The organism is Pseudoalteromonas apostichopi (assembly GCF_030297135.1).
Classification (GTDB): Bacteria; Pseudomonadota; Gammaproteobacteria; order Enterobacterales; family Alteromonadaceae; genus Pseudoalteromonas; species Pseudoalteromonas apostichopi.
The window spans coordinates 859992-882843 of record NZ_AP028065.1 but is presented as its reverse complement, the minus strand read 5'-3'; the positions used below and the strand labels follow the sequence as shown (position 1 = coordinate 882843).

Sequence of the window (22852 nt, the reverse complement as noted above, 5' to 3'; positions counted from 1 at the left end):
TTACTTCTTTAGCCTAATTGAATCTTTGGTAGTCAATTAGTGCTTTTAGCCGCTAAAATTTTTAGGTCTTCGAACCAGATAATAGAAACTCTTCACGAATTGACTTTATCGCTTTCGAAACAGCTTGATTTGACAACTGCTTACCAGTGATTTCACCCAGCAATATACCAATCTGTTTATTAGAGTGGTTCTGTTTACGAAGAACCAGCATGCGTTTTTTATTGTCCGTTAGCCGAGAATCTACCATCTTTCGGGCTAAGTCGCGCAGTTCGGGCACATTAGTTGGGTTCAGTGAAGAGTCCAGCATGTAGTGGTAAAAGTACTCATCAATTAATCTATCTCCGGACTTAGCGTTATGACGGTCTGGATGCGCGATTTGGCGTCGTAATCTCAAGACTTCTTGCTCAAACTGTTCTGCAGAGCGTTTGGCTTGCTTATATAGAGAATTCCAAGAACCATCATGAAGCTTGGGACGATGGTTTAGACAGTAATTCGTACTCAGATCTGGTCGCTTTTTCTTTCCTTCTTTTTCATCATTGTCACTATCATTGTTTTCTCTCTCAATATATCCGTTTTTTGTCCATGCGTGCATGAACTGTGAAAACTCTGTTGGGTTTCCACACAGATGACATATTCGTGTTTTTTTATCCGCTTTTAAACTGATATCAGGCGCTAGTTTTGACCTATTAGGTTTCTTTCCTTCACAAATCATAAACAATGATTTGAGCATATCTTGAGTCGATATGAATATTATGTCTTGCTCTGTGTGGGAACTCTTATCAACAAAGTCGCGTAAATAAAAGTGAATTTGGTCGACCGTATAACGAAAACCTCTCAACTTGATGAGGTCACTATAGTTACACTTTTCTCTTGAGATAGGGCAAAAGGACAAATACTGGCTTGGAAGGCTACTCAAGTATTCCGATACCACGGGATCAATCACCTGTTTAATCAAGTTTATGATGTTGTGGCTTTTAGACTCTTCCGAGTATGAATGCCATTTCTCCCTAAAAATGCGAATGGCATTTGCCACAGAGTTGTCAGAATTCTCCCATACAGGGATATAAAACTGACCTAGTCGTTCTGACGCATCCATCTCAGTTTCAAATATTTTCATATCCAACTTTTTTGTCCAATGATTAGTCTAATCTACAGGCAGCTCCTGGCATTATCAACCCAAGAATGTTGAAAAGGAGAGGGTTATGAATCCATCAATGACAAACAAAACGCTGATAAATCGCAAGACCTTACTCAGCATGATTCCTTTGTCTGATCGAACCATCTATAACCTGGAACAGCGGGGTGAATTTCCTCGTCGTATTGTTCTGACCAGCCGAAGTGTTGCTTGGGACCTGGCTGAAGTGGAGAACTGGATAGAAGAAAAGCGTAGGTCTGCGTTAAAAGCCGCAAGACCTGGTTTTATTTGGTAAGTCTGAGTTCACATGACGCTTAAAGATGTAACGGATGTTCAGGCTAGGGGAACTACTCGGCAAAAAAGTGCCTCGGGTGCCAGCGGTAAACTAGATCTAAGCACGAAATATATAGACAACATCATAGCAATCCAGGAGTGCAGTGCTCAGGAGGCTAATGAACTCGGTTTTATTGCTCGGCTTCTGATTCAAGCAACCATACCGCACAGTAAGCCAGAATCGAATGAGTGGAGTCGGAAGAATGGTAATTTCACAATGCACATGATGGCCCCCTCATCTGTAGGTTTGCCTTACGGTTGCTATGCACGTTTGCTTCTGGTTTGGATGACCACTCAAGCAGTAAGAAACAAGTCCAGATTGGATAAGGGTTATATCGGTGAGACAGAGGCGCGTAGGCTTGAATTAGGGAATTCTCAGAGAAGCTTTATGGCCGAACTAGGGTTATCGGGAACTGGGGGGAAAGATGGTTCTATTCCGCGTTTGCGTGAGCAGATGAGCAAACTTTTTAAAACCACCATTAGCGTTATGTTTACGGAACATAATGAAGGTGATGAATATATTTCTGAGGATGAGATTGGTGCCAGAGTAGCGGATGTTTCACATATATGGTGGAGCACAAAGCATCCAGATCAAAATTCATTATGGGGCTCTTGGGTAGATCTGTCGCCAAAGTTTTTTCAACTGATAACAGATAAACCAGTTCCTCTAGATATGAGGGTATTACGGTTGATTAAGCGTTCTCCTATGGCTCTCGATATATATTGCTGGGCAACATACCGAGTCAGCTATTTAAAACGTTCAACAGTCATTCCTTGGGAAGGGCTAATGGACCAAATAGGAGCCAATTATCCTAATACTTCTCAGGGGCATCGAGATTTCAGAAAACGGTTTCTCGACGGGCTTAAAAAGGTTCAATATGCATGGCCAGAGCTAGATGCTACTTCAACCGAAAAAGGATTGCTTTTGAAACCAAGTGCTCCGCAAGTACCTCGACGGACAAAGAGGTAGAGTGAGCGGCATGAAACATTATGTACGCACCATTCTTGATGTTATTAAGCCTGGGTATTTAGAAAGTTATCCACGCATGTTCTGTCCCGCTTTAAAGGGGGTATTTTGCGCATGTTCTGTCCCGGCTTACGCATGTTCTGTCCCGGAGTGCGCATGTTCTGTCCCGCGAAGTGCTAAAAATCTTTTTAATAACAGGTGGTTGTAGAACCCCCTATAGTACTTTCCTGTAGGTATACCTATATAAAAATTAACCTGTAGTTAAGCAAACAGATATTGTGGATAAGATTGATAAAAATAAATGGCTTAAAACTGTCAATGAAATCATTTTTTTGGAAGTTATGTATTTTTAACTTAATGAAAATAAAGCATTTTTTTATTTTTTCTCCTTGACGTCTAAACATTCATTGACACTTGAGGGGCAGTTAAACACGAAGGCTTTGAATTTAGCCTAGAGCGGAAAGTGTAGGAAAGCTGTGTTTTTCTGTGTCGTGATATTGAGTAAAGCCAATACAGATAAATCACTATAAGACCGCTATTTTAGCGCTATTAAATCACTATAAGTGCGGTGTCATACCGTGATAAGTGGCGCACTTATCGGTTAAACAGGTTTACACAGGAATAAACAGTTAAATACAGAGAAATGCACAAGGGCATGCATAACTTTCCGTGATAAAACCAAAGTTGAAATGCGGGCAGGATGTGTGAAGTAGGCCCTCCATGCAAGCATGGCGAAGCCTCTTCACTTATGACTTATTCGCACCTTCGGCACTCAACGTTGATCCTGCCCTGCGGGGCCTGAGAGAGGATACCCAGATGGAGAACAACACAAATAAGACGACGAGAAAGAATAGTCCTCCGATTAAGGTCTATTGCCTACCGGAAGAGCGTGCGCTGATCGAATCCATGTCAGCACAGGCTGGGCTCAGTGCTTCGACCTATTTGCGCGAAGTCGGCCAAGGTTATCGCATTCAAGGAGTTACTGATGTTGAACAGGTTCGCGAACTGGTAAGAGTGAATGGTGACTTAGGACGTCTGGGGGGATTGCTGAAGTTATGGCTTAGTAACGATGCCAAGGTGGCACATGTTGGGGCCAATACGATCTTGGCAGTGCTTAATCGTATTGAGGCGACGCAAGACCAAATGAGTTCACTTATGGAGTCTATTCTTCGCCCGAGGGCGGACCAATGATCGCCAAGCATGTACCGATGCGTTCTCAGGGGAAATCTGACTTTGCAGGCTTGGTGAATTACATCACCGATCACCAGAGCAAAGAACATCGACTTGGTAGCGTTCGTTTAAATAACTGTGAAGCGGAAACCGTGCGCGATGCGATCAGTGAGGTGTTGGCGACTCAGTTTGCGAACACCCGAGCGAAGAGTGATAAAACCTACCACCTGATAGTGAGCTTCCCTAATGGTGAACAGTTAGAAGCGCATGCTTTAGCCGCCATAGAAGAGCGCATTTGCCAAGGCTTGGGTTATGGCGAGCATCAGCGTGTCAGTGCTGTACACAACGATACGGACAATCAACATATCCATATCGCAATTAACAAGATTCACCCTACTCGCAACACAATCCATGAGCCGTACTACCCGCATAAGAAGCTAGCGGAAATGTGCGAGGCCATCGAGCAGGACTTTGATTTGCAGCCGGATAATCATATACCGCGCAAGCGCGGGGCCGAATCACGTGCGATGGATATGGAGTGGCATTCGGGTATTGAAAGCTTAGTGGGGTGGGTGAGGCGCGAATGCATAGACGAGATTAAATCAGCCAATAGCTGGCAGGCGTTGCACCAGGTTATGCAGGACAATGGTTTGCAGTTAAGAACCAGAGGAAATGGTCTAGTGATCGTTGCCGACGGTGAAGCGATCATCAAAGCGAGCACCTTGGGACGTGAGTTTTCTAAACCCAAACTCGAAGCGCGCCTTGGTCCCTTTGAAGAGACTGCATCGGATTCTGTTAAGCCGAGCCGCCAATATACACACCGACCTGTTCGCTTGAAGGTGAATACCACCGAGCTATATGCCCGTTATCAAGCAGAGCAGAAACGTGCCGCAGCGAGTAAGTCGCAAGCCCTTGAACAGGCTCGTCGTGATAAAGATCGACAGGTTGAAAACGCCAAGAGGAAAGGGCGTGGCCGTCGCGCAGCGATTAAGTTAACCGGTAGTAATAAGCTTACTAAGAAGCTTTTGTACAAACAGGCCAGCGATGCATTGAAAAGCGATCTTGAGCGCATTCACAAGCGTTACCAAGAGCAACGGCAAACGATATATCAAAGCAATAAACGCCAAGCCTGGGCGGATTGGTTAAAGAGCCAGGCATTGCAGGGAGATAGAGAAGCCCTGAAAGCTCTACGTAGCCGAGAGGCTGCACAAAAGCTTAAAGGCAATACCCTCAAAGGAGATGCCGTTCAGGCCGAGCCCAAAGCAACGGTCGATACGATTACGAAAAAAGGCACCATTATTTATCGAGTAGGTAACAGTGCTGTGCGTGATGATGGTGAGCGTCTACAAGTGTCGACGGCTTCCAACCAAACCAGTGTTTTAGCTGCGCTAAAGGTAGCAATGGAGCGTTACGGTGATCGTATTACCGTGAATGGCTCGCCTGAGTTCAAGGCGCGAGTGATCAAGGCGGCAGTAGATGGCAACCTGTCTATAAAGTTTGCCGACCCAGGGCTAGAGCGTCGCCGTCAGGCATTAATAGCCCAGAGCAAAAAGGCCAAACGGTCAGATAAGCCTGGTGTGTTACCGATTGGCAAAGTGCCACCTTCACGCCGTGGCCGGTTGCAGAATCTATCTCAGTTAGAGGTTTTAGCTATTCAGTCAGCCCCTGTAACTGAAAAAGCGGTGGTCATGCCAGCATTAGAGCAGCGTAAAGCCAAGCTGCAAGCTGAGCAGGCAGCTAAAAAAGCGAAACGACAACATAAGAGCCGATCACGTTGATGTGATGGCAAAGGAATCGACGGAAGCCCTAACCGCTTCGGTTGGTAATGACACCGATGTTTAACCCTATTTGACCGCGCGTTTAACGGTGTCGCGCTGGTCGGGCACCGAGATAGTAAGTGGCGAGCTAGCTCTGTACAGGCCCACATTCACCGCTGGTAACGGCAGGAGTAGAGATCAAGTTTCTACAGGTTGGTGAATGCAACTTTTAGTCATAACAACTAAGAGTAATTAACCATGCTAAAACGAAAAATTTTAGCGGCTAAAATTCCCGTGCTTGCCATCTCCTTGGCGTTAAACCTTTCTAATCCTGTATATGCGGGGATTCCGGTTGCTGATGGTACGAATCTAGTTCAGAACATCATGTCTGCGATGGAAGCCGTAGCGCAGACACTCAAGCAGATTCAGGAATACCAAACCCAACTCCAGCAGTATGAAAACCAACTGCAAAACACAATGGCCCCGGCGGCTCATATTTGGGACCAGGCGCAGCGCACCATCAACGATCTGAACCAGGCGACCAACACACTAGCCTATTACCAAAACCAGCTTGGTAGCCTCGATGCTTACCTAGGCAAGTTCCAGGACGTGGCCTATTACCGCAGCTCGCCTTGTTTCTCGTCGGCGGGATGCAGCGATGCCGAACGGGTCGCTATGGCCGAGAACCGCCGCTTGGCATCTGAATCGCAGAAGAAGGCCAACGACGCGCTGTTTAAGGGCCTGGAGCAGCAGCAAGACAACTTGCAGGCCGACGCTCGACAGCTCCAGCGTCTGCAATCTGCCGCCCAAGGCGCGGACGGCCAACTGGCCGCCATTGGTTACGCTAACCAGCTCGCTAGCAACCAGGCCAACCAGCTCCTGCAAATCCGAAGCCTGTTGATTGCCCAGCAGAATGCCGTTGGCACTCGAATGCAGGCAGAGGCTGACCGCGAAGCTCAATATCAAGCGTCTCGTGAAAGGTTGTTCGATATGGGCGAGCCAACCGACCGTTCAGAAAACAGGGGGTTTTAATCATGAAGAAAATCACCCGAGTTTTTATCGTTAGCGCGTTGGCCTCTTTTGTTCTGGTGGGGTGCGGTGAAGATGACGGGCCAAACCCTGCAACGATCAACTGTGACAACCCGAACCTGACGAAAGAGCAGAGGGAAGAAGGGAACTGTCTTTGGGATATGGGCGAACCCACGGATCGCTCCAAGAACAAGGGGTTCTAATCATGAGCAAGATATTCATTCGACTTGTGATGCTCCTAGCAGTTGTACTGACTTCGCAAACTGCGTCAGCGGCCATTGAGCCTAATGGTGTCTTGGATGAAGTGGCCGTGCGTTTCATGACGGCCAGTGCTACTTGGGGCACGGTAATTACAAACTATGCCGCCTGGCTGTTCTGGACGCTGGGTACTATATCCCTTGTTTGGACTGGCGGGACCTTAATCCTTAAACAAGCGGATATAAGGGAGTTCTTTGCCGAGTTCGTGCGCTTCATCCTGACGTTTGGTTTCTTTCTCTGGTTGCTCAGAAACGGCCCAGACTTTGCGACGTCAATCATCGACTCGTTGAGAATGATCGGTGCTCAAGCCGGTGGCCTTCCGAGAGACCTAACCCCGTCAGAGCCTATTAGTATTGCGTTCGACATTATTGTGAAAGCTGGTGAGTCCTACAGCATCACAAGCCCGATAGATAACTTGTCTATCTTCTTAATCACGCTGGCAATTTTAGCATGTATGGCGGTAGTGGCGGCCAATGTGTTGTTGGCCTTGGTGACGGCTTGGATATTGATCTATGCCGGTGTCTTCGTGCTGGGGTTTGGTGGTTCGCGCTGGACTTCAGATATAGCAATCAACTACTTCAAAAGCGTATTGGGCGTTGCTTTGAAGTTGATGACAATGACGTTGCTCATTGGCATTGCCATGTCGATCATGGACGGTTTCTATGCCGATCTATCCAATGATGCCCCTATGCGTGAACTGCTGGTGATCTTTGTAGTTTCACTGGTTCTCGTGATGCTTATTCACTCGGTTCCCTATGTGGTCGCCAGCCTGGTTCCTGGAGGCGGCGCGGCGGCAGGTGCAGGCAGTATCAGTGCCGGAGCGATGGCCGGAGCGGCTGTTGCCACTGGTGGTATGGCTGCTGGTGCAGCAATGGCTACCGCCGGCGGTGCGTCTGCTATTCAGGCTGCATTTGCAAAAGCAGGTGAGAACGTAGCGAACAATACTGACGTTATGTCGAGCCTGGGCGGAGCATTTAGCGGTGGCGGCGATTCTGACGAAGCTGGCTCCTTTTCCCAAGCCTCTGGCCAATCCTCTAGCGGTGGCGAATCCTCTGGCGGCGGCTTTAAAGGCAGCGCTGTAAAAGCGGGTCGTATTGCAGCGGATACCGGTGCGAATTTGATGAAGGGAATGAGTGATATGGCCGGGGATCGAATTGGCCGCACTGCTGGAGGTCGTTTAGCTAGCTCGATCCGAAACAGTACGAAAAATGACGGGGATGATGACGACAAGGAGGGCGATTGACGACGCTTCCCTTGCATTTGACAACGATAGCTTAGGCGGTGTCGGCACTGGCTGGATGAATCAAACAGGCGGCTTTGATGGCCTGTCCAGTGAGGACCAGGAAGAAGCCCGCCAAGCACACGCAGAATGGCAAGAGCGCGACCCGGAAAAGCACACCTTCGACGTTGAGGACTACGTGTCGTATGCCCAGGAACGCCAGCAGGAGCGCAACGAAGAGGTTGCCAGTTTTGTTAAAAAGGGTCGCATGGCCTAACTAGATAAGGATTACTGATTATGGAGTTTAGCTTTCCACCTCAAAACCTTGCGGAGGTATTTGGTTTCTTCGCAGTGATGTTCATTGTGATGCTGGCCTTCTATTTTTTGGGGCAGTGGCTGCACAACACCGGACACGGCCAGAAGATGAAAGCCATTGCCGTTAAAATGGAGGTATTCCAAAACAGGTTGGCCGGGCGTGCTTACAAGGACATGACGAGATCGGTCGATCAAATCGACAAAATGAGACGCTGGCCGTTTGGCCGACGCAAGTAGTTAGAAAGCACACGGGCCGGTGATGGTGCACCGGCCCGCATTTTCACATACCACCTGTCAGAGAGGTGACACATGACAACCACGCATAATATCGAAGTTCAGCAAGCAATTCATCAGGCAGCGACCAAGCTGGCCGCCCTGGAGTTCATTGACCAGGAAACCGCCCGGCAGGTTTCGCCCGTCGCGGAGGCGGTCGCCAATATGTTTACGATCCTCTACTACCAGGCTGAGACTGGCCGGGTGACGCCGGAGGACTTCGAGCAGGCGCTGGATACTATCCGCCATGTGACAAGGAACCAAGGCAAAAGATGATGAACGATAAGACAGAACGAATAACGAGGAAGAGCAGCACACCTATCAAAGTGTACTGCCTGCCAGAGGAAAAGGAGCAGATCGAGGCGCAGGCAAAACGAGCTGGTATGAGTGCTGCGCGGTACTTACGCGAAGTCGGTCAGGGTTATCACATCTCTGGTGTGGTGGACTATGAGCAGGTCCGGGAGTTGGCTCGAATCAACGGTGACCTTGGCCGTTTGGGCGGCCTATTGAAGTTATGGCTGTCAGATGACATGCGTACGGCTCAGTTCGGCCAGGCAACTATCCTCGCTGTCCTCAGCAAGATTGAGGCTACACAGGAGGAAATGGGAAAGGTTATGACCAAGGTGGTCATGCCGAAGATATGAATCACAACAGGTTGATTCAGAGCAGGCGGCCAACTGGTCGCCTTTTTAACGTTAAACCAACGAAGGATCTACCGTTGGATTTATGTCAGTATATCGATTACTGTAGCGAGAATGGTAAAGTAGTATATAAGTATAAATCTTTATATTTTAGTTCCATATTTATTTAGTGGGCTAGGGATGGAGTAAGGTGATCGATTATGGAACAGTCTTTTTCAGTTAAAAACTTCCGGAGTATTTATGATCTTGATCTGAAAAATCGAGGAGATTTAGAGCGTGAATACTTCGAAAAAGCATATGCAGAAAGACTGAAAATTAGAGTTTTAAAAAAATTTAAGTGTCGGATTCTATCCAGATTTAAAAAAGGCGTGATAACAAAAGAATCCTATGAGAAAAGGGTGGATTTGATCCGTAAGTTATTGGAGGTTAGAAAGGGTAGATACAATAGTTTTGTAAATGATGAAATTGAAAGTATTTGCAATAAGGTAAATAGGAAGGGGTATAATCTCCCACTATCAAAGCTTCCCAATCAGATTTCTGGTAAAGATGTATTTACAATTGGGAAAAGCGTGGAGAGTGTATTTGTTACAAGGCATTTACATAACATAATAAGAAGTACTTATAATATAAAGCAATCGCATCGTGACTTAATCGTTAGCAGAGTTAAAAGTATTTGTTTGGATAAAAGTCCTAAATATATTGTTAAAGCTGACGTAAAAGATTTTTACGAAAGCATTGAGCATGAGCTAATTATAAAAAAGCTGCATGCATCTACAAAACTGTCTGTATTGCCTAAGAGAATACTTACCCAACTTCTTAGATCATATGCTAAATTGGTGGGGTGTGATAAAGGGCTTCCAAGAGGTGTTGGTTTGAGCGCCTATTTATCAGAAGTATATATGAAAGACTTGGATGATGAGCTGGTGAATAATCCAGATTTAACTTTTTATTCTCGCTACGTTGATGATTTAATATTGATATACTCCCCAGATGTTATAAAGGATAAGTCTTATTATCTCCAAGTTGTAGATGAAGCTGTTGGTAGGAAGAAATTAAAATTAAATAATAAAACAAAAGAAATTGATCTGACAGCGGATAAAGCTCAAGAGTTTGAGTATCTGGGGTATAGGTTTTTATTTAAAGGTAAAGATATAGCAATCCGGATTAGCAGTAAAAGGGTTGATAAATACAAAGATCGTATCAATCAGGCTTTCGATAACTATTTTAAAAAGTGCAAATATAATCCTGATAAAAAAGCTGACCTTCTAATAGATAAAATTCGTTTTTTAACTGGAAATACTCGGCTTTTGCATGCCAAAAGCAAAGCGTTTACTGGTGTCTATTTTAATAACATGTATATAAATGACATTAGTGATCTGGAAGAGATTGATAAGTACCTGAGAAATAAGTTTCTGGCAATAACAGATCAGAGGTTACATAGGCGTCTAAATAAATTTTCTTTTGTTGAGGGATTTGAAAATAAAGTATTCAGAAGTTTTACTACTGCTGACTTGAAAAATATAACTAGAGGATGGAAGGATGCCTAAGAAAACATTATCGATCAATTTTCCAATTGAGAGAGTAGTCCTTTCAGACCTGCTTCCATATGAGGTTCCAATAACATTTTCGAATAGGCATTTTTATAACTTCATAGTAGATAATCAAGTTAAGTATTCGAATGATTATTTTTACTGGAAGAAAAAAGATACCGCTTTTGATAGCCTTGTTATGCTGTTGCTTGGCCTGCCTAAAAGTAAGCAGGTTCAGAACTTTGAGAAAGAAGGTATCAAGTACAGCAAAGTTAGTGCAAAGAAGATAAACCCTTTTACTATACCTTTCACATTTAATATATCACACAAAGCGGATCAGTATAGACATTTATCTTTAATCCACCCAAGGTCACAAGTTTTTGCTGTAGAATTTTACAAGAACAATAAAGATTTGATCACTTACTATTGCGATAAAAGCCAGTTTAGTCTCAGGTCGGCGAAGCGAGTTGCTGGTTGTACATATGTAGATAAGAAGTCACTTATTGAGCAGTTTGATACTGATGGTGAAGTAATAGAGGTTGAAGGCGAGAATTACGAAAATTTGAAATCGTTTTTTGTATATGACAAATATAGCAGTATCTTTAATTTTTACGAATCTGATGAATATCATGATTGCGAGGGAAGGTATAGTTTTTTATCAAAGCTTGATATCTCGAATTGTTTTGATTCCATTTATACCCACTCGATAGCTTGGGCTGTATACAGTAAAGAATATGCCAAAAATAATCTTAGTCAAACTAAATCAACTTTTCCAAATGTTTTTGATAGTTTGATGCAGCAGCTTAACTATAATGAGACAAATGGAATTGTAATTGGTCCTGAATTGTCTAGAATATTTGCCGAAATTATACTTCAAGCTATTGATAGTGATATTGTCTCAGACTTGGAGGGAAAGAGTGTTTTCTTTGGGGTTGACTACCATGTATTTAGGTATGTTGATGACTTCTTTGTTTTTTATAATGACCAAGAGGTTTTCTCTAAAATAAAGTCTTCAATTAGTCTTTGTTTGGCAAAATACAAGCTTAACCTGAATAAAAGTAAAGAGTACTTTTTTGATAGGCCTGTGATAACGCCTATCACAATAGCAAAAAAGAAAATTGCTGATCTTTTGTCAGACAAGCTGAAATATAATATAGAATATATAGAGGGAACTAAGGAGATTGAGAAAGCTAGTTTGTATTTCAGAAAATCAAGTTTAATTACAGACTTTAAATCTATCCTCCATACGTCAGATGTTTCATATGGGGATATACTCAACTACACCCTTTCTATATTAGAGAAAAAAGTAAGAAAAATATTGCTTGTTTATACCAAGGTTCCTGAAGGTGAAAATGTTGATAAACAACTTGTAAGTTCGCTAGTTAGTTTAATTGAATTTTCATTCTTCATATATTCAATGTCTCCAAAAGTTAATGGAACCATTAAGCTCTGTAGGATTATGCAGCAGATTATTCTGTTTGTTAATGATCGCACTCTGGGGATTGAATACCGTGATGTAATATTTCGTTCTATATTTAATGGCTCTTGTTCTGTATTGGAAGACATAAAGGTAGGAAATGAAACTCCAGTTGAGACATTGTACCTGCTTGTTTTAATGCGTCAGCTAGGTAAGTTCTATTGGCTTGATGAATTTTCCTTGTGCAAATATTTTGGGATTGTAAAAAGCTCTGAGGGCATTAATTTTGAAAAAGATTTAAACTACTTTTCTATTGTTGTTTTGCTGTTTTATATAGAGAACAAAAAACGGTATGATTTTTTAAAAGAGCCAATTGAAGAATACGTTTTGCAAAAATATGCACAAAAAAATTCGATAATAAACATTGATAGTGAAATCACACATATGACACTTGATTTGATTGCGTGTCCATATGTGAGTGATAAACTCAAAGATGAAATTTTAGAAAAAAGTGATGTTCCTAAGGCGTGTCGAAAAAAAGTTATCAGCTATTGCTCGACTTGGTTCACTAAGTGGTCAGGGTACAACTTCGCTAAAGAGCTAGACGCTAAAGTGAGCCAAGATGTATACTGAAAAAAGCGCATCGTGCGACTTAATGGCTGTTTGCAGCTCACACACCAGCGCGCATGGGTAGACATTGTCCTACGCATGGAGATGTATGCCTGAGCGGTCCGCATGAGCCGCTCGGTTTCGGCAGTCCTACCAGACGTGAGGCGAGGCGAAAGCTAAGTCGCATGGAGGGTGGGGCTGCCTAGACTCTCTTATATAACCTTTGCTTGTATGACACATAGTTCAGATAAACCTTCCCTCCCTGATTTTGGCTCTGATAGAAAAGAAGCTAAGGTGCGCATGCTAACCCCTGAAGAGATCGTTCAGTTACGGCAGGACATGGCCGAATCCTCAGCTTGGGCCAAGGTTGAGCTAAAACGCCGACGAGCAGAAAAATCAAAAAAATTCTGAGCATGGTATAGATGATGGTATTGAGAAAATTTACCTATCTAACTAGCTGTTATGTAAATGTATTTTCTTCGTATTGATATTCGAGTGGGAATAATTTTATTATTCTGACCTGAATTGGTTCAAAAACGGCGAATTAGCTTGCTAATTCGCCGTTTTGTTTATTTAAAAAGCAGTTAAACTAAAAACTGTGTTTTTTTACTTTACCTTTGAAAAAAGCTCTATATAATTCGTCGTCATTGCAGGGGCGTAGTTCCAATTGGTAGAACAGCGGTCTCCAAAACCGACGGTTGGGAGTTCGAATCTCTCCGCCCCTGCCATTTCTTCCTTCTTTACTTTAATCGCAAATCTCCCTATATTACTTGCTCTTAATCATGATTGAGTCGTTATGAATCCAAGTTACGCTGCGATATTCTCTGTACAATCTTTAGAGTTGAATCAACACTATCGAACTGTGCCTGACGTTTCTAGCGAAGAGATGTCAAATACTCAACAAGAAACACTTACGCTACCGTTACAGTTTCACCAAGACCTCGAAAAAGCATTTGCGCCGTTAGTTATTACTGAAATCGTTAAAACAACAAGTATTAGCTGGCAAGAGGGGTGCTTGGGTTTACCGAGCGATAAGCTTAATAGTAAACAGAAAAAACAACTTTGGTCTTTAATCGGTGAACAACTTGATAAGCTTTAAATCTGTAGATGCAACTTATATCAGCCAGTTAATGGCTATTGAAAATGCCTGCCATAGTCACCCGTGGACAGAGAAAACCATGCTGTCGTGTTTAGCGGGCCGTTACTTTAACCTGGCTGCTTTTCATGGCGATGATATGCTAGGTTTTTATATCGGTGAGCAAGCGGGCCCAGATTACACCCTGATGGATATTTGTGTTGCGCCAAAGCACCAAGGGCAGGGCATTGCTAAGCAGTTGTTAAATGCTTTTATTGAGCATGGTGAACAGCACCAAGCTGAAAACCTCTTCTTAGAAGTGCGTGAGTCTAATGCACCTGCTATTGGCTTGTACGAAAGTGCTGGCTTTTCACATATGTCAGTGCGAAAGAACTACTACCCAACCGCAACAGGGAATGAAGACGCTATTTTAATGGGCATGAGCTTTAGCCTTTAAGATGCCTCTTCAAGGGCGCTTATAAGCGCGTTGTAGCATTGCTCGATTTGTTCAGTTTGATTACTACGTAAGGCATTTTCAAGTTGTCCTGCGGTCTTATGAATTGCTTCAAAACTAAAACACCCAGCACTGCCTTTTAGGCTATGCGCTACTGAGCGCAGCGCTTCCCACTCTTTAGTGCGATACAACTGCACGACCTGGCTTAAGTAATCAGGCAGCTTTGAACGATAGTTGTCGTTAATTTGTTGGAATTTTTCACTTTTCAGTAAATTTTCCCATTTGTTTTGGCTATCTTTTTCAATATGTAAGTAGCTTACGAGAACTTGCTCTAATGCGTCTTTATCGATTGGTTTTGCAAGGGCTTCATCACAGCCCGCTTCTATGTAAGTATCGACATCGGTTTTCATCACATTGGCTGTAAGTGCGATAATAGGTCCATCGTAGGCTGCATGACGTAACATTTGCGTCGCTTCTAAGCCGCCCATTACAGGCATCTGCATATCCATGATGATCAACTGATAATCATTAACCAATGCCATTTCTACCGCTTCAGCACCATTTTTTGCGATGTCAGGCTCAAGCCCCCAAGTTTGTAACAGTAGTTTGATCAGCAACTGGTTATCTGGATTATCTTCGGCCACCAGTATATTGGCATCAAAGCTATTAGCAGCGAATGAAAGCTGTACGTCTTTACTCGGCGAGAGCTGCTCATAGTTATGAATAAAGGCCTCATACTTAAGCTGCTCGGCATTTAAGTGAGCTGCAACTTGCACGGTAAAACAACTGCCGTTTCCAGGTTCACTGATAAGTTGCACATCACCACCCAATAACTGGGCTAAGTTCTTCGAAATACACAAGCCAAGACCTGTACCACCAAAGCGGCGAGTTGTCGTCGCATCAGCTTGTTCAAACGGTTTAAATACCCGTTCAACTTCGCGCTCTGACATACCAATACCTGTGTCTTGAATCGCAAATTGTAAATGTTGTTTTTCGCTGTTGTAGCTAATATCAATCGAGATACTGCCTTTCTCAGTAAATTTAACCGCATTACTGGCAATATTGATCAAGATTTGTTTTAAACGTGTGGTATCGCTATTAATGGTTTTGGGGATTGGTAGCTTGTAGTTGATATTAAACGCCAGTTGCTTCTCATTAGCCAGTGGGCGAATAATCGAATCAATATCATGAATAAGCTGCACTACATTACATGGCCCACGCTCAACGGCGAGTTTTTCAGCTTCAATTTTTGATAAATCAAGAATGTTATTGATGAGCTCAAGCAAGTGCTTAGAGTTACGTAAAATGGTGCTTAAATGTTGTTCATCATTCACCGCATCTTTGTTGTGCAGAAGTTGCTCTGTAAAACCCATAATTGCGGTAAGTGGGGTGCGAATTTCATGACTCATATTTGCTAAAAAGCGGCTTTTTAGTTGGTTGGCTTGTTCGGCTTGCGCGATTGCCACTTCTAGCTTGCTATTCATTGCTTCGAGCGCTTTAGTACGGCTTTCAACCTTTTCTTCTAGGTGATGCTTATATTCTTCGAGTTCGTCTTGGTAATGACGAATTTGGTTCACCATGTGATTGAAGTCGTTGAAAAGCACACCTACTTCATCATTTGTATGGGCGGGCAAATACACAGATAAATCACCATCACCAACGCGATGGCTTGCAGCGCCTAATAACTCGACTGGGGTGAGTAGTAAATTACGCACCACAATGTAAATCAGAATAGGTAGTGAAATCACAGAGATAATTACAATTAATGCAGTAATTAAACTGATGGCTTTCCCTGACTGATACAGTAAATCTTTGGGGGTGGTCGAGATGAAGTAATCGCCGTCGGTCATTTGCACCGCATAGATGATACGCTCTTCTTTATCGATACTCGAAAGCTCAATGCTGGCTAGTTTGCCGTAATCGGCCAAACTCTTAATTTGTTCAAGCTCGTATTCACTTAAGTAGCTGCCCCGTAAGTCATAGTCTGAGCTAAATAAAATTTGTCCTTTAGTTGTCAAAAACAAATTTAGGGTGTTATTAAAAGGCGCTTCTAAAATGCTGGCATTTAATATCGATGGTTCTACATGTACAACAATAAATCCTAACTGTTGCGGCTGTTTTAAGTAGTAATCGATATTGTAAATAGGGTGCACAAAGTACAAACTGGTGGAGCCATCTTCTTTGGGGATCATAAATTGCTGCTGGCGCAAATTTGATTGCAGTACTTGATCAAAAAACGGGTAGCTTTTAGGCGCAGGGGTTAATTGGCTTGAATAAAATGCATCACTTTTGCCGTCTGGGGCAACATAGTTAATGCTGACTATATCAGGGTAAGCTTCTGAATAACTTGCAAATACATTCATTAACTCGCCAAGGCGTTCAATGTATTGGTTTTTTGATTCGGGTTCACGGGCTAAAAAGTCCGCCAATACTGGAGAAGTCGAAAGTAACCGGGTAATCGAATGAAATGAGTCAATGTAATTGAAGATTTTTTGTTGCTGTTGCTCAACAAAGCGACTGACAATAAGCTCTGCTTGTTTTTTTGTTGAATTGGTCACATTGGTTAACGTAAAGCCACCTAAAAACAACAAAGGTAAGATCACTAAAGGTGTGATATACCATAATAATCGAATACTGAGCTTACTGGTTTTCATGACCTAAATTGATATCCCTCCGTGCAATTTATCAATAGTATGCGTTACAACTTGATTACACAAGCTTAGCAAAAAAGTGAACAACCCATATACCCAGCCTATGGTGAATAATTACTTACAATCGTTGCTTTTTTGGCTAAGACAAACAAGGTATAATAGTCGGCAATTCTATTTTATTTTTACAGTGCGCACCGAGCTTTATAATTTATAGGGCAGCCAAGTGCGCTTTGTTATGACTAAAAGCAGCTTACATGTCTAATTTAACTACCGAAATTAATAAACGACGCACCTTTGCGATCATCTCGCACCCGGATGCGGGTAAAACCACTATTACAGAAAAAGTTCTGTTATTCGGACAAGCGATTCAAAAAGCGGGTACCGTAAAGGGTCGTGGCTCAAACCAGCACGCAAAATCAGACTGGATGGAAATGGAAAAAGAACGTGGTATCTCGGTAACCACGTCTGTTATGCAATTTCCTTACAATGAGCGTCTAGTTAACTTACTTGATACTCCAGGGCACGAAGACTTCTCTGAAGATACTTATCGTACACTGACTGCGGTTGACTCGTGTCTAATGGTAATCGACGCGGCGAAAGGTGTTGAGGATCGTACTCGTAAATTAATGGAAGTAACACGCTTACGTACTACACCTATCGTAACTTTCATGAATAAGTGTGACCGTGATATTCGTGACCCAATGGAGTTATTAGACGAAGTTGAGACTGAGCTTAACATCGCCTGTGCGCCTGTTACTTGGCCGATTGGGTGTGGTAAAGAATTCAAAGGTGTGTATCACATTCACCGTGAAGAAACGATTTTGTATAGCACAGGCCAAGGTCACACGATTCAAGAAGTACGTGTTATTAAAGGTTTAGATAACCCAGAACTTGATGATGCAATTGGTAGCGAACTTGCGGAGCAGCTTCGTGAAGAGCTAGAGCTTGTGATTGGTGCATCACACGAATTTGATTTAGATCTGTTCTTAGCGGGTGAGCTATCGCCTGTGTATTTTGGTACGGCACTTGGTAACTTTGGTGTTGACCATGTTCTTGATGGCTTAACTGAATGGGCTCCGGCGCCACTACCTCGTGAAACAGAAGACCGCCAAGTAGCGGCAACTGAAGATAACTTCTCTGGCTTCGTATTTAAAATTCAAGCAAACATGGACCCTAAACACCGTGACCGTATTGCCTTTATGCGAATTGTATCGGGCAAATACAGCCAAGGTATGAAGATGAACCATGTGCGTATTGGTAAGCAAGTGAGTATTTCTGATGCGGTAACCTTCATGGCAGGTGACCGTGAGCGAGCGCAAGATGCTTATGCGGGTGACATCATTGGTTTACACAACCACGGTACAATTCAAATAGGTGATACTTTTACGCAAGGTGAAAAAATGAAGTTTGGTGGTATTCCTAACTTCGCACCAGAATTATTCCGCCGTATTCGCTTAAAAGATCCATTAAAACAAAAGCAATTGCTAAAAGGCTTAGTTCAGTTATCTGAAGAAGGTGCTGTGCAAGTATTTAGACCGCTTATAAATAACGACCTTATCGTTGGTGCGGTAGGTGTACTACAGTTTGATGTGGTTGTTGCTCGCTTAAAAGCTGAATACAACGTTGATGCGATTTACGAAGGTGTCAGTGTTAATACTGCACGTTGGGTAAGCTCAGACGATAACAAAAAGCTTGAAGAGTTTAAGCGTAAGTGCGAAAGCAACTTAGCGCTTGATGGTGGCGATAACCTTACTTATATCGCGCCAAGCCGTGTAAACCTAAACTTGTCGATGGAACGCTATCCAGATATCAAGTTTAACCACACGCGCGAAAACTAATACGCTAAGACTGCTTCAAATTTAAGGGCCCGTACTACGGGCCATAAAGGTAAAAATTACAATGAATATTCGTACTCTTTTAATCGAAAAAGCAATTGCTGCGATGGTTGCAGCAGGGTTACCAGAAGACACAAACCCAGCGGTAACGCAAAGCACACGCCCGCAATTTGGTGATTACCAAATCAATGGCGCGATGGGGGCTGCAAAAAAACTAAAATCGAACCCGCGTGAGCTAGCACAAAAAATTATCGATAACCTAGATCTTGCTGATATCGCAGAAAAAACTGAAATTGCAGGCCCTGGTTTTATCAATATTCACTTAAAGCCTGCGTTTTTATCAGCTAGCTTAAAAGCGGCAAATGAAGATGAAAAGCTGGCTGTTGCACCGCATGCAACGGCGCAAAAAGTGGTTGTTGATTACTCATCACCTAACCTTGCTAAAGAAATGCATGTAGGTCATTTACGTTCGACTATCATTGGTGATGCGGTTGTTCGTGCCCTTGAGTTCCGTGGCGATGAAGTTATCCGTCAAAACCACATGGGTGACTGGGGTACTCAGTTTGGTATGCTAATCGCGCACTTAGAAGATCAAATCAACCAAGGTGTTGATCTAGACAAAGTTGCACTAGCTGATTTAGAGACCTTCTATCGTGATGCGAAAAAACGCTTTGATGATGAAGAAGGTTTTGCTGATAAAGCGCGTGATTACGTTGTTAAATTACAAGGTGGCGACGCACACTGTGAAAAACTATGGAAGCTATTCATTGCGACTTCTGTGAAGCATTCTGAAGAAGTTTATAAGCGTCTAAACGTAACGCTTACATCCGATGACATCATGGCTGAAAGTGCTTATAACAGTGAACTTGCAAACATTATTGCGCTATTAAAAGGCAAAGAAATTGCGGTTGAATCTAATGGTGCACAAGTGGTGTTCTTAGATGAGCTTGCTAATAAAGACGGTGAGCCTTCAGTATTTATCGTACAGAAATCAGGTGGTGGTTTCTTATATGCCACAACTGACCTAGCAGCCTGTGATTACCGTTCAAACAAACTGGGTGCGGATCGTATCCTAATCTTCGTTGATGCGCGTCAAAGCTTGCACTTCAATCAAGTTGAGCTAACAGCACGTAAAGCTGGTTTATTACGTGATGAAACAAGTTATGAATTCTGCCCATTTGGTACCATGATGGGGGCCGACGGTAAGCCATTCAAAACTCGTACTGGCGGTACAGTTAAACTTGCAGACTTGCTAGAAGAGTCAATCACTCGTGCTGCAGCTAAACTTGCTGAGCGTGAGTCAGACTTAAGCGACGAAGAGCGTAGCGAAATAGCCCGTAAAGTCGGTATTGGCGCAGTGAAATATGCGGATCTTTCTAAACACCGCACTAGCGACTATATCTTCAACTGGGATAGTATGCTGAGCTTTGAAGGTGCTACAGCGCCTTATCTTCAATACGCATACACCCGCGTTCGCAGTATCTTCCGTAAATCAGGTATTGATGCTGCGTCATTAACAGTAGACGTTGCAATCAACGAGCCACAAGAAAAAGCACTCGCACTTAAACTTCTACAATTAGAAGAAGTACTTGATCTAATGATCAGCGAAGCAACACCGCACGTATTATGTGGATACCTATATGAACTAGCAAGCCTATACATGACGTTCTATGAGGCGTGCCCAGTCCTAAAAGAAGGAGTGGAGCCAAATGTACGTGACAGCCGTTTAGTGTTATGTAATTTGGTTGCTAAGACCCTGAAATCAGGGTTGGATCTTTTAGGTATCGAAGTAATGGAGCAAATGTAATCTGCTTCGTGTAGTTCGCTTTAGCTGCGTTAATGAGTTTATTTAGCCTAAGTCACATACAAAACACGTATGCTCCTTGGCATAAATAAACTCATTGCCTTGCTAGCACTCCTTCACTTGCAGAAAGTTTAAGAACTCATAGGGATAAGTCGGTTTTCCGCCTTGTCTTAGGCTAAACTACTTAGGTGAACTCTGCCTCGTGTAGTTCGCTTTGAAAGCACTTCTACACTTGCAGAACGTTTAAGAGCTCATAGCTTCGTAGGTTGGGTAGAGCGTAGCGAAACCCAACAAAATTGATAGCTCAATAACCTTGATTAATCTTTAGCCGATAGCGTAGAGGGAATTTTATGAAACTTGAAGATATTCGCCGTGAATATTTACAGGATGGTTTATCTGAAGACATGCTTGATGCGTCTCCAATCAAGCAGTTTGAAAAATGGCTAGAACAAGCTGTTGCAACTAACTTACCTGATCCTACGGCGATGGTGGTTGCTACGGTTGATGAACATGGCCAACCTTCACAGCGTATCGTGCTGTTAAAGCATCTTGATGAAAATGGCTTTGTGTTTTTTACTAATACTGGCTCGCGCAAGGCGCAAGAACTTAAAGGTAATAACAAAATTTCCTTGCACTTTCCTTGGCATCATATGGAGCGACAAGTCATTGTGTATGGTGAGGCAAAACCATTACCAACAACCGCTGTGGCTAAGTACTTTTTATCGCGTCCAAAAGAAAGCCAATTAGCAGCTTGGGCATCTCAGCAAAGCCGTCCAGTGTCATCACGTAAGGTATTAATGGAAACATTTGCGAAAATGAAGCAAAAGTTTTCTGATGGTGAAATTCCATTGCCTGATTTTTGGGGGGGCTATTGCGTTGAGCCTACTAAAATTGAGTTTTGGCAAGGTGGTGCACACCGCTTACATGACCGGTTTATGTATCAACGCCATGCCGATGGCAGTTGGCTGTTTGGTCGTTTAAATCCGTAAATGCACTTCATCGATTCTCACTGCCATCTTGATTTTAGTGAGTTTGATGAGACTCGTTCAGAGCTCATCAAAGAGTGCAAGCAAGTAGGGATCGAACATTTTATTGTGCCGGGTGTGAGCTTGGCACAATCTACAGCACTTTTTTCTTTTGCTAAATCAGAGCCTAGTATCTCAGTTGCTTTAGGTCTACACCCTTATTTTTTATCTGATCACCAAGCTCATCACCTTGCTGAGTTAGAGCAGTTAGCAAAAGCCCATTTAGGAAAATTTATTGCCATCGGCGAGTGCGGGCTTGATCGCAGTATCGACAACCTCGATAAACAAACATGGCTTTTTGAAGGGCAAATAGAGCTTGCCAATCAACTCGCTCTACCACTGATTGTGCATCACAGACAAAGCCATGATTTAATTGCTCGCTCATTTAAGCGCTGCAAGCCAAAGTTTGGTGGTGTGATTCATGCTTTCTCAGGCTCTGAACAACAAGCTCAAAGTTATATAAAACAAAATTTTAAGCTCGGAGTGGGGGGCGTTATCAGTTATCCGCGTGCTGCTAAAACTCGTAAAGTTATAAGCGCAATTGAACCACAACATTTAGTGTTAGAAACCGACTCGCCGTCAATGCCGCTGGCAGGCTTTCAGGGGCAGGTTAATACGCCACTTAAAGTGCGCAACGTATTCGCTCATTTATGTGAGCTCAAAGGTGTGACAGGTGATGCACAGCAGCAACTCGCTGCTGAACTTTACGATTCTTGCTCTGCGCTTTTTTTGATGTAACGGTTGATTTGCCAGAGTTTTAACCCGCGACCTAGCTGCCAAGTAAAAATACAGGTGATCACTAACATTAATAACACTTGGCGACCTAAATCATGAAAACTACTGTGGCTGGTCGCAATGGAAGCCTGTGTTAAATAGGTAATTGATACAAAACCAATAGGTCTTTCATCATCACTTATCACCGGCTCAACAAATGGCGTTTTGAGTTTACTGATACCCGGTGTTGAGTCTGGTAATAAACCAAATGTGTGATGACTTTGCCAATTATCGCTGGCAGCAAGTTGAATTCCTTGTTGATCGTAAATAGTTGCAGCTAACACATACTCATCTTCAGCAATATGATTACATAGTTCATTTAACTCTGGTTTGTTTTTCTCTTGCAGTGGGGTCTTTGCATTTAGTGCCATAAACTTGGTTAAGCTTATTGCTGTGCTATCAGCACTATCGTAAAGTAATTGGTGACTTTGGAAGCTACTATTCATGGCAACCCAACTTAACAGCACAAAGCAGGCTGTAGCCAAACTCAAGCGCACAAAGCGCTGGCGATAAGTGGCTGAAAAGGGAATTTTAAGTTGGTTATTTTTCATAGTCACCGTATACGTTACTGACAGCTTTTAA

General features: G+C 43.2%; 22 protein-coding genes and 1 tRNA gene. 20 read left to right on the top strand and 3 right to left on the bottom strand.

From position 1 onward, the window contains the following. Positions 1 to 61: 61 nt before the first annotated feature. On the bottom strand, positions 62 to 1117 hold the full coding sequence (locus QUE86_RS03970) for a transcriptional regulator (RefSeq protein ID WP_286259330.1): 1056 nt from the start codon (positions 1115 to 1117) through the stop codon (positions 62 to 64). 85 nt (positions 1118 to 1202) lie between these two features. Between QUE86_RS03970 and QUE86_RS03965 the strand changes: the two genes are divergently transcribed. The 16 genes from QUE86_RS03965 (at position 1203) to rimI (ending at position 14184) form a co-directional block, all read left to right on the top strand. After that, positions 1203 to 1430: a helix-turn-helix transcriptional regulator gene (locus QUE86_RS03965; protein WP_001069954.1), complete on the top strand. Its 228-nt coding sequence runs from the start codon at positions 1203 to 1205 to the stop codon at positions 1428 to 1430. A 12-nt stretch (positions 1431 to 1442) separates the two neighbouring features. Next, positions 1443 to 2438 carry a replication protein RepA gene (locus QUE86_RS03960; RefSeq protein WP_000172730.1) on the top strand — a complete coding sequence of 332 codons (996 nt, stop codon included), beginning with the start codon at positions 1443 to 1445 and terminating at the stop codon, positions 2436 to 2438. Positions 2439 to 3155: 717 nt separating this feature from the next. Beyond that, the gene (gene traJ / locus QUE86_RS03955) at positions 3156 to 3626 is read left to right on the top strand and encodes a conjugal transfer transcriptional regulator TraJ (RefSeq protein ID WP_434784470.1); all 471 of its coding nucleotides are present in this window, start codon (positions 3156 to 3158) and stop codon (positions 3624 to 3626) included. Further along, positions 3623 to 5383, top strand: coding sequence for a TraI/MobA(P) family conjugative relaxase (gene traI, locus QUE86_RS03950; protein WP_286259328.1), 1761 nt, complete (start codon positions 3623 to 3625; stop codon positions 5381 to 5383). The genes traJ (QUE86_RS03955) and traI overlap by 4 nt, the downstream gene beginning before the upstream one ends. Before the next feature lie 237 nt (positions 5384 to 5620). Further along, a complete protein-coding gene (gene trbJ / locus QUE86_RS03945) occupies positions 5621 to 6394 on the top strand; it encodes a P-type conjugative transfer protein TrbJ (protein WP_286259326.1) in 774 nt (257 codons plus the stop codon). 2 nt (positions 6395 to 6396) lie between these two features. Beyond that, positions 6397 to 6594 (top strand): hypothetical protein, encoded by a 198-nt coding sequence (locus tag QUE86_RS03940; protein ID WP_144221970.1) that lies wholly within the window; start codon positions 6397 to 6399, stop codon positions 6592 to 6594. A gap of 2 nt (positions 6595 to 6596) precedes the next feature. Further along, on the top strand, positions 6597 to 7892 hold the full coding sequence (gene trbL / locus QUE86_RS03935) for a P-type conjugative transfer protein TrbL (protein ID WP_248407845.1): 1296 nt from the start codon (positions 6597 to 6599) through the stop codon (positions 7890 to 7892). Further along, positions 7867 to 8145, top strand: coding sequence for a hypothetical protein (locus tag QUE86_RS03930; protein ID WP_434784469.1), 279 nt, complete (start codon positions 7867 to 7869; stop codon positions 8143 to 8145). The genes trbL and QUE86_RS03930 overlap by 26 nt, the downstream gene beginning before the upstream one ends. A 20-nt stretch (positions 8146 to 8165) precedes the next feature. Continuing rightward, positions 8166 to 8420 carry a hypothetical protein gene (locus tag QUE86_RS03925; protein WP_144221974.1) on the top strand — a complete coding sequence of 85 codons (255 nt, stop codon included), beginning with the start codon at positions 8166 to 8168 and terminating at the stop codon, positions 8418 to 8420. A 72-nt stretch (positions 8421 to 8492) separates the two neighbouring features. Continuing rightward, complete coding sequence (locus QUE86_RS03920) at positions 8493 to 8732, top strand: type I toxin-antitoxin system ptaRNA1 family toxin (RefSeq protein ID WP_144221975.1); 240 nt, start codon at positions 8493 to 8495, stop codon at positions 8730 to 8732. Then, positions 8729 to 9100: a conjugal transfer transcriptional regulator TraJ gene (gene traJ, locus QUE86_RS03915; protein WP_222104067.1), complete on the top strand. Its 372-nt coding sequence runs from the start codon at positions 8729 to 8731 to the stop codon at positions 9098 to 9100. Before QUE86_RS03920 ends, traJ (QUE86_RS03915) begins: the two co-directional genes overlap by 4 nt. A gap of 197 nt (positions 9101 to 9297) precedes the next feature. Then, on the top strand, positions 9298 to 10644 hold the full coding sequence (gene drt3a, locus QUE86_RS03910) for an antiviral reverse transcriptase Drt3a (RefSeq protein WP_286259313.1): 1347 nt from the start codon (positions 9298 to 9300) through the stop codon (positions 10642 to 10644). Next, the gene (gene drt3b / locus QUE86_RS03905; protein WP_286259311.1) at positions 10637 to 12676 is read left to right on the top strand and encodes an antiviral reverse transcriptase Drt3b; all 2040 of its coding nucleotides are present in this window, start codon (positions 10637 to 10639) and stop codon (positions 12674 to 12676) included. Before drt3a ends, drt3b begins: the two co-directional genes overlap by 8 nt. Before the next feature lie 627 nt (positions 12677 to 13303). Beyond that, a tRNA-Trp gene (locus QUE86_RS03900) sits at positions 13304 to 13380 on the top strand. Between the two features lie 68 nt (positions 13381 to 13448). After that, a complete protein-coding gene (locus QUE86_RS03895) occupies positions 13449 to 13751 on the top strand; it encodes a hypothetical protein (RefSeq protein ID WP_130050773.1) in 303 nt (100 codons plus the stop codon). Next, positions 13738 to 14184, top strand: a complete 447-nt coding sequence (rimI, locus tag QUE86_RS03890; RefSeq protein WP_175580473.1) for a ribosomal protein S18-alanine N-acetyltransferase — start codon at positions 13738 to 13740, stop codon at positions 14182 to 14184. Before QUE86_RS03895 ends, rimI begins: the two co-directional genes overlap by 14 nt. Here the strand turns inward: rimI and QUE86_RS03885 are convergent. Beyond that, the gene (locus QUE86_RS03885; RefSeq protein WP_167658771.1) at positions 14181 to 16835 is read right to left on the bottom strand and encodes a hybrid sensor histidine kinase/response regulator; all 2655 of its coding nucleotides are present in this window, start codon (positions 16833 to 16835) and stop codon (positions 14181 to 14183) included. The two genes, rimI and QUE86_RS03885, sit on opposite strands and share 4 nt — an antisense overlap. Positions 16836 to 17086: 251 nt before the next feature. Between QUE86_RS03885 and prfC the strand changes: the two genes are divergently transcribed. The 4 genes from prfC (at position 17087) to QUE86_RS03865 (ending at position 22234) form a co-directional block, all read left to right on the top strand. Beyond that, complete coding sequence (gene prfC, locus QUE86_RS03880; RefSeq protein WP_178927336.1) at positions 17087 to 18670, top strand: peptide chain release factor 3; 1584 nt, start codon at positions 17087 to 17089, stop codon at positions 18668 to 18670. 61 nt (positions 18671 to 18731) lie between these two features. Further along, positions 18732 to 20474 (top strand): arginine--tRNA ligase, encoded by a 1743-nt coding sequence (gene argS / locus QUE86_RS03875; RefSeq protein ID WP_286259308.1) that lies wholly within the window; start codon positions 18732 to 18734, stop codon positions 20472 to 20474. A 347-nt stretch (positions 20475 to 20821) separates the two neighbouring features. Beyond that, complete coding sequence (gene pdxH, locus QUE86_RS03870) at positions 20822 to 21460, top strand: pyridoxamine 5'-phosphate oxidase (RefSeq protein ID WP_130050777.1); 639 nt, start codon at positions 20822 to 20824, stop codon at positions 21458 to 21460. Further along, a complete protein-coding gene (locus QUE86_RS03865) occupies positions 21461 to 22234 on the top strand; it encodes a TatD family hydrolase (RefSeq protein ID WP_286259305.1) in 774 nt (257 codons plus the stop codon). Here QUE86_RS03865 and QUE86_RS03860 read toward each other — a convergent pair. After that, a complete protein-coding gene (locus tag QUE86_RS03860; RefSeq protein ID WP_239976542.1) occupies positions 22201 to 22821 on the bottom strand; it encodes an AhpA/YtjB family protein in 621 nt (206 codons plus the stop codon). The two genes, QUE86_RS03865 and QUE86_RS03860, sit on opposite strands and share 34 nt — an antisense overlap. Between the last annotated feature and the right edge of the window lie 31 nt (positions 22822 to 22852).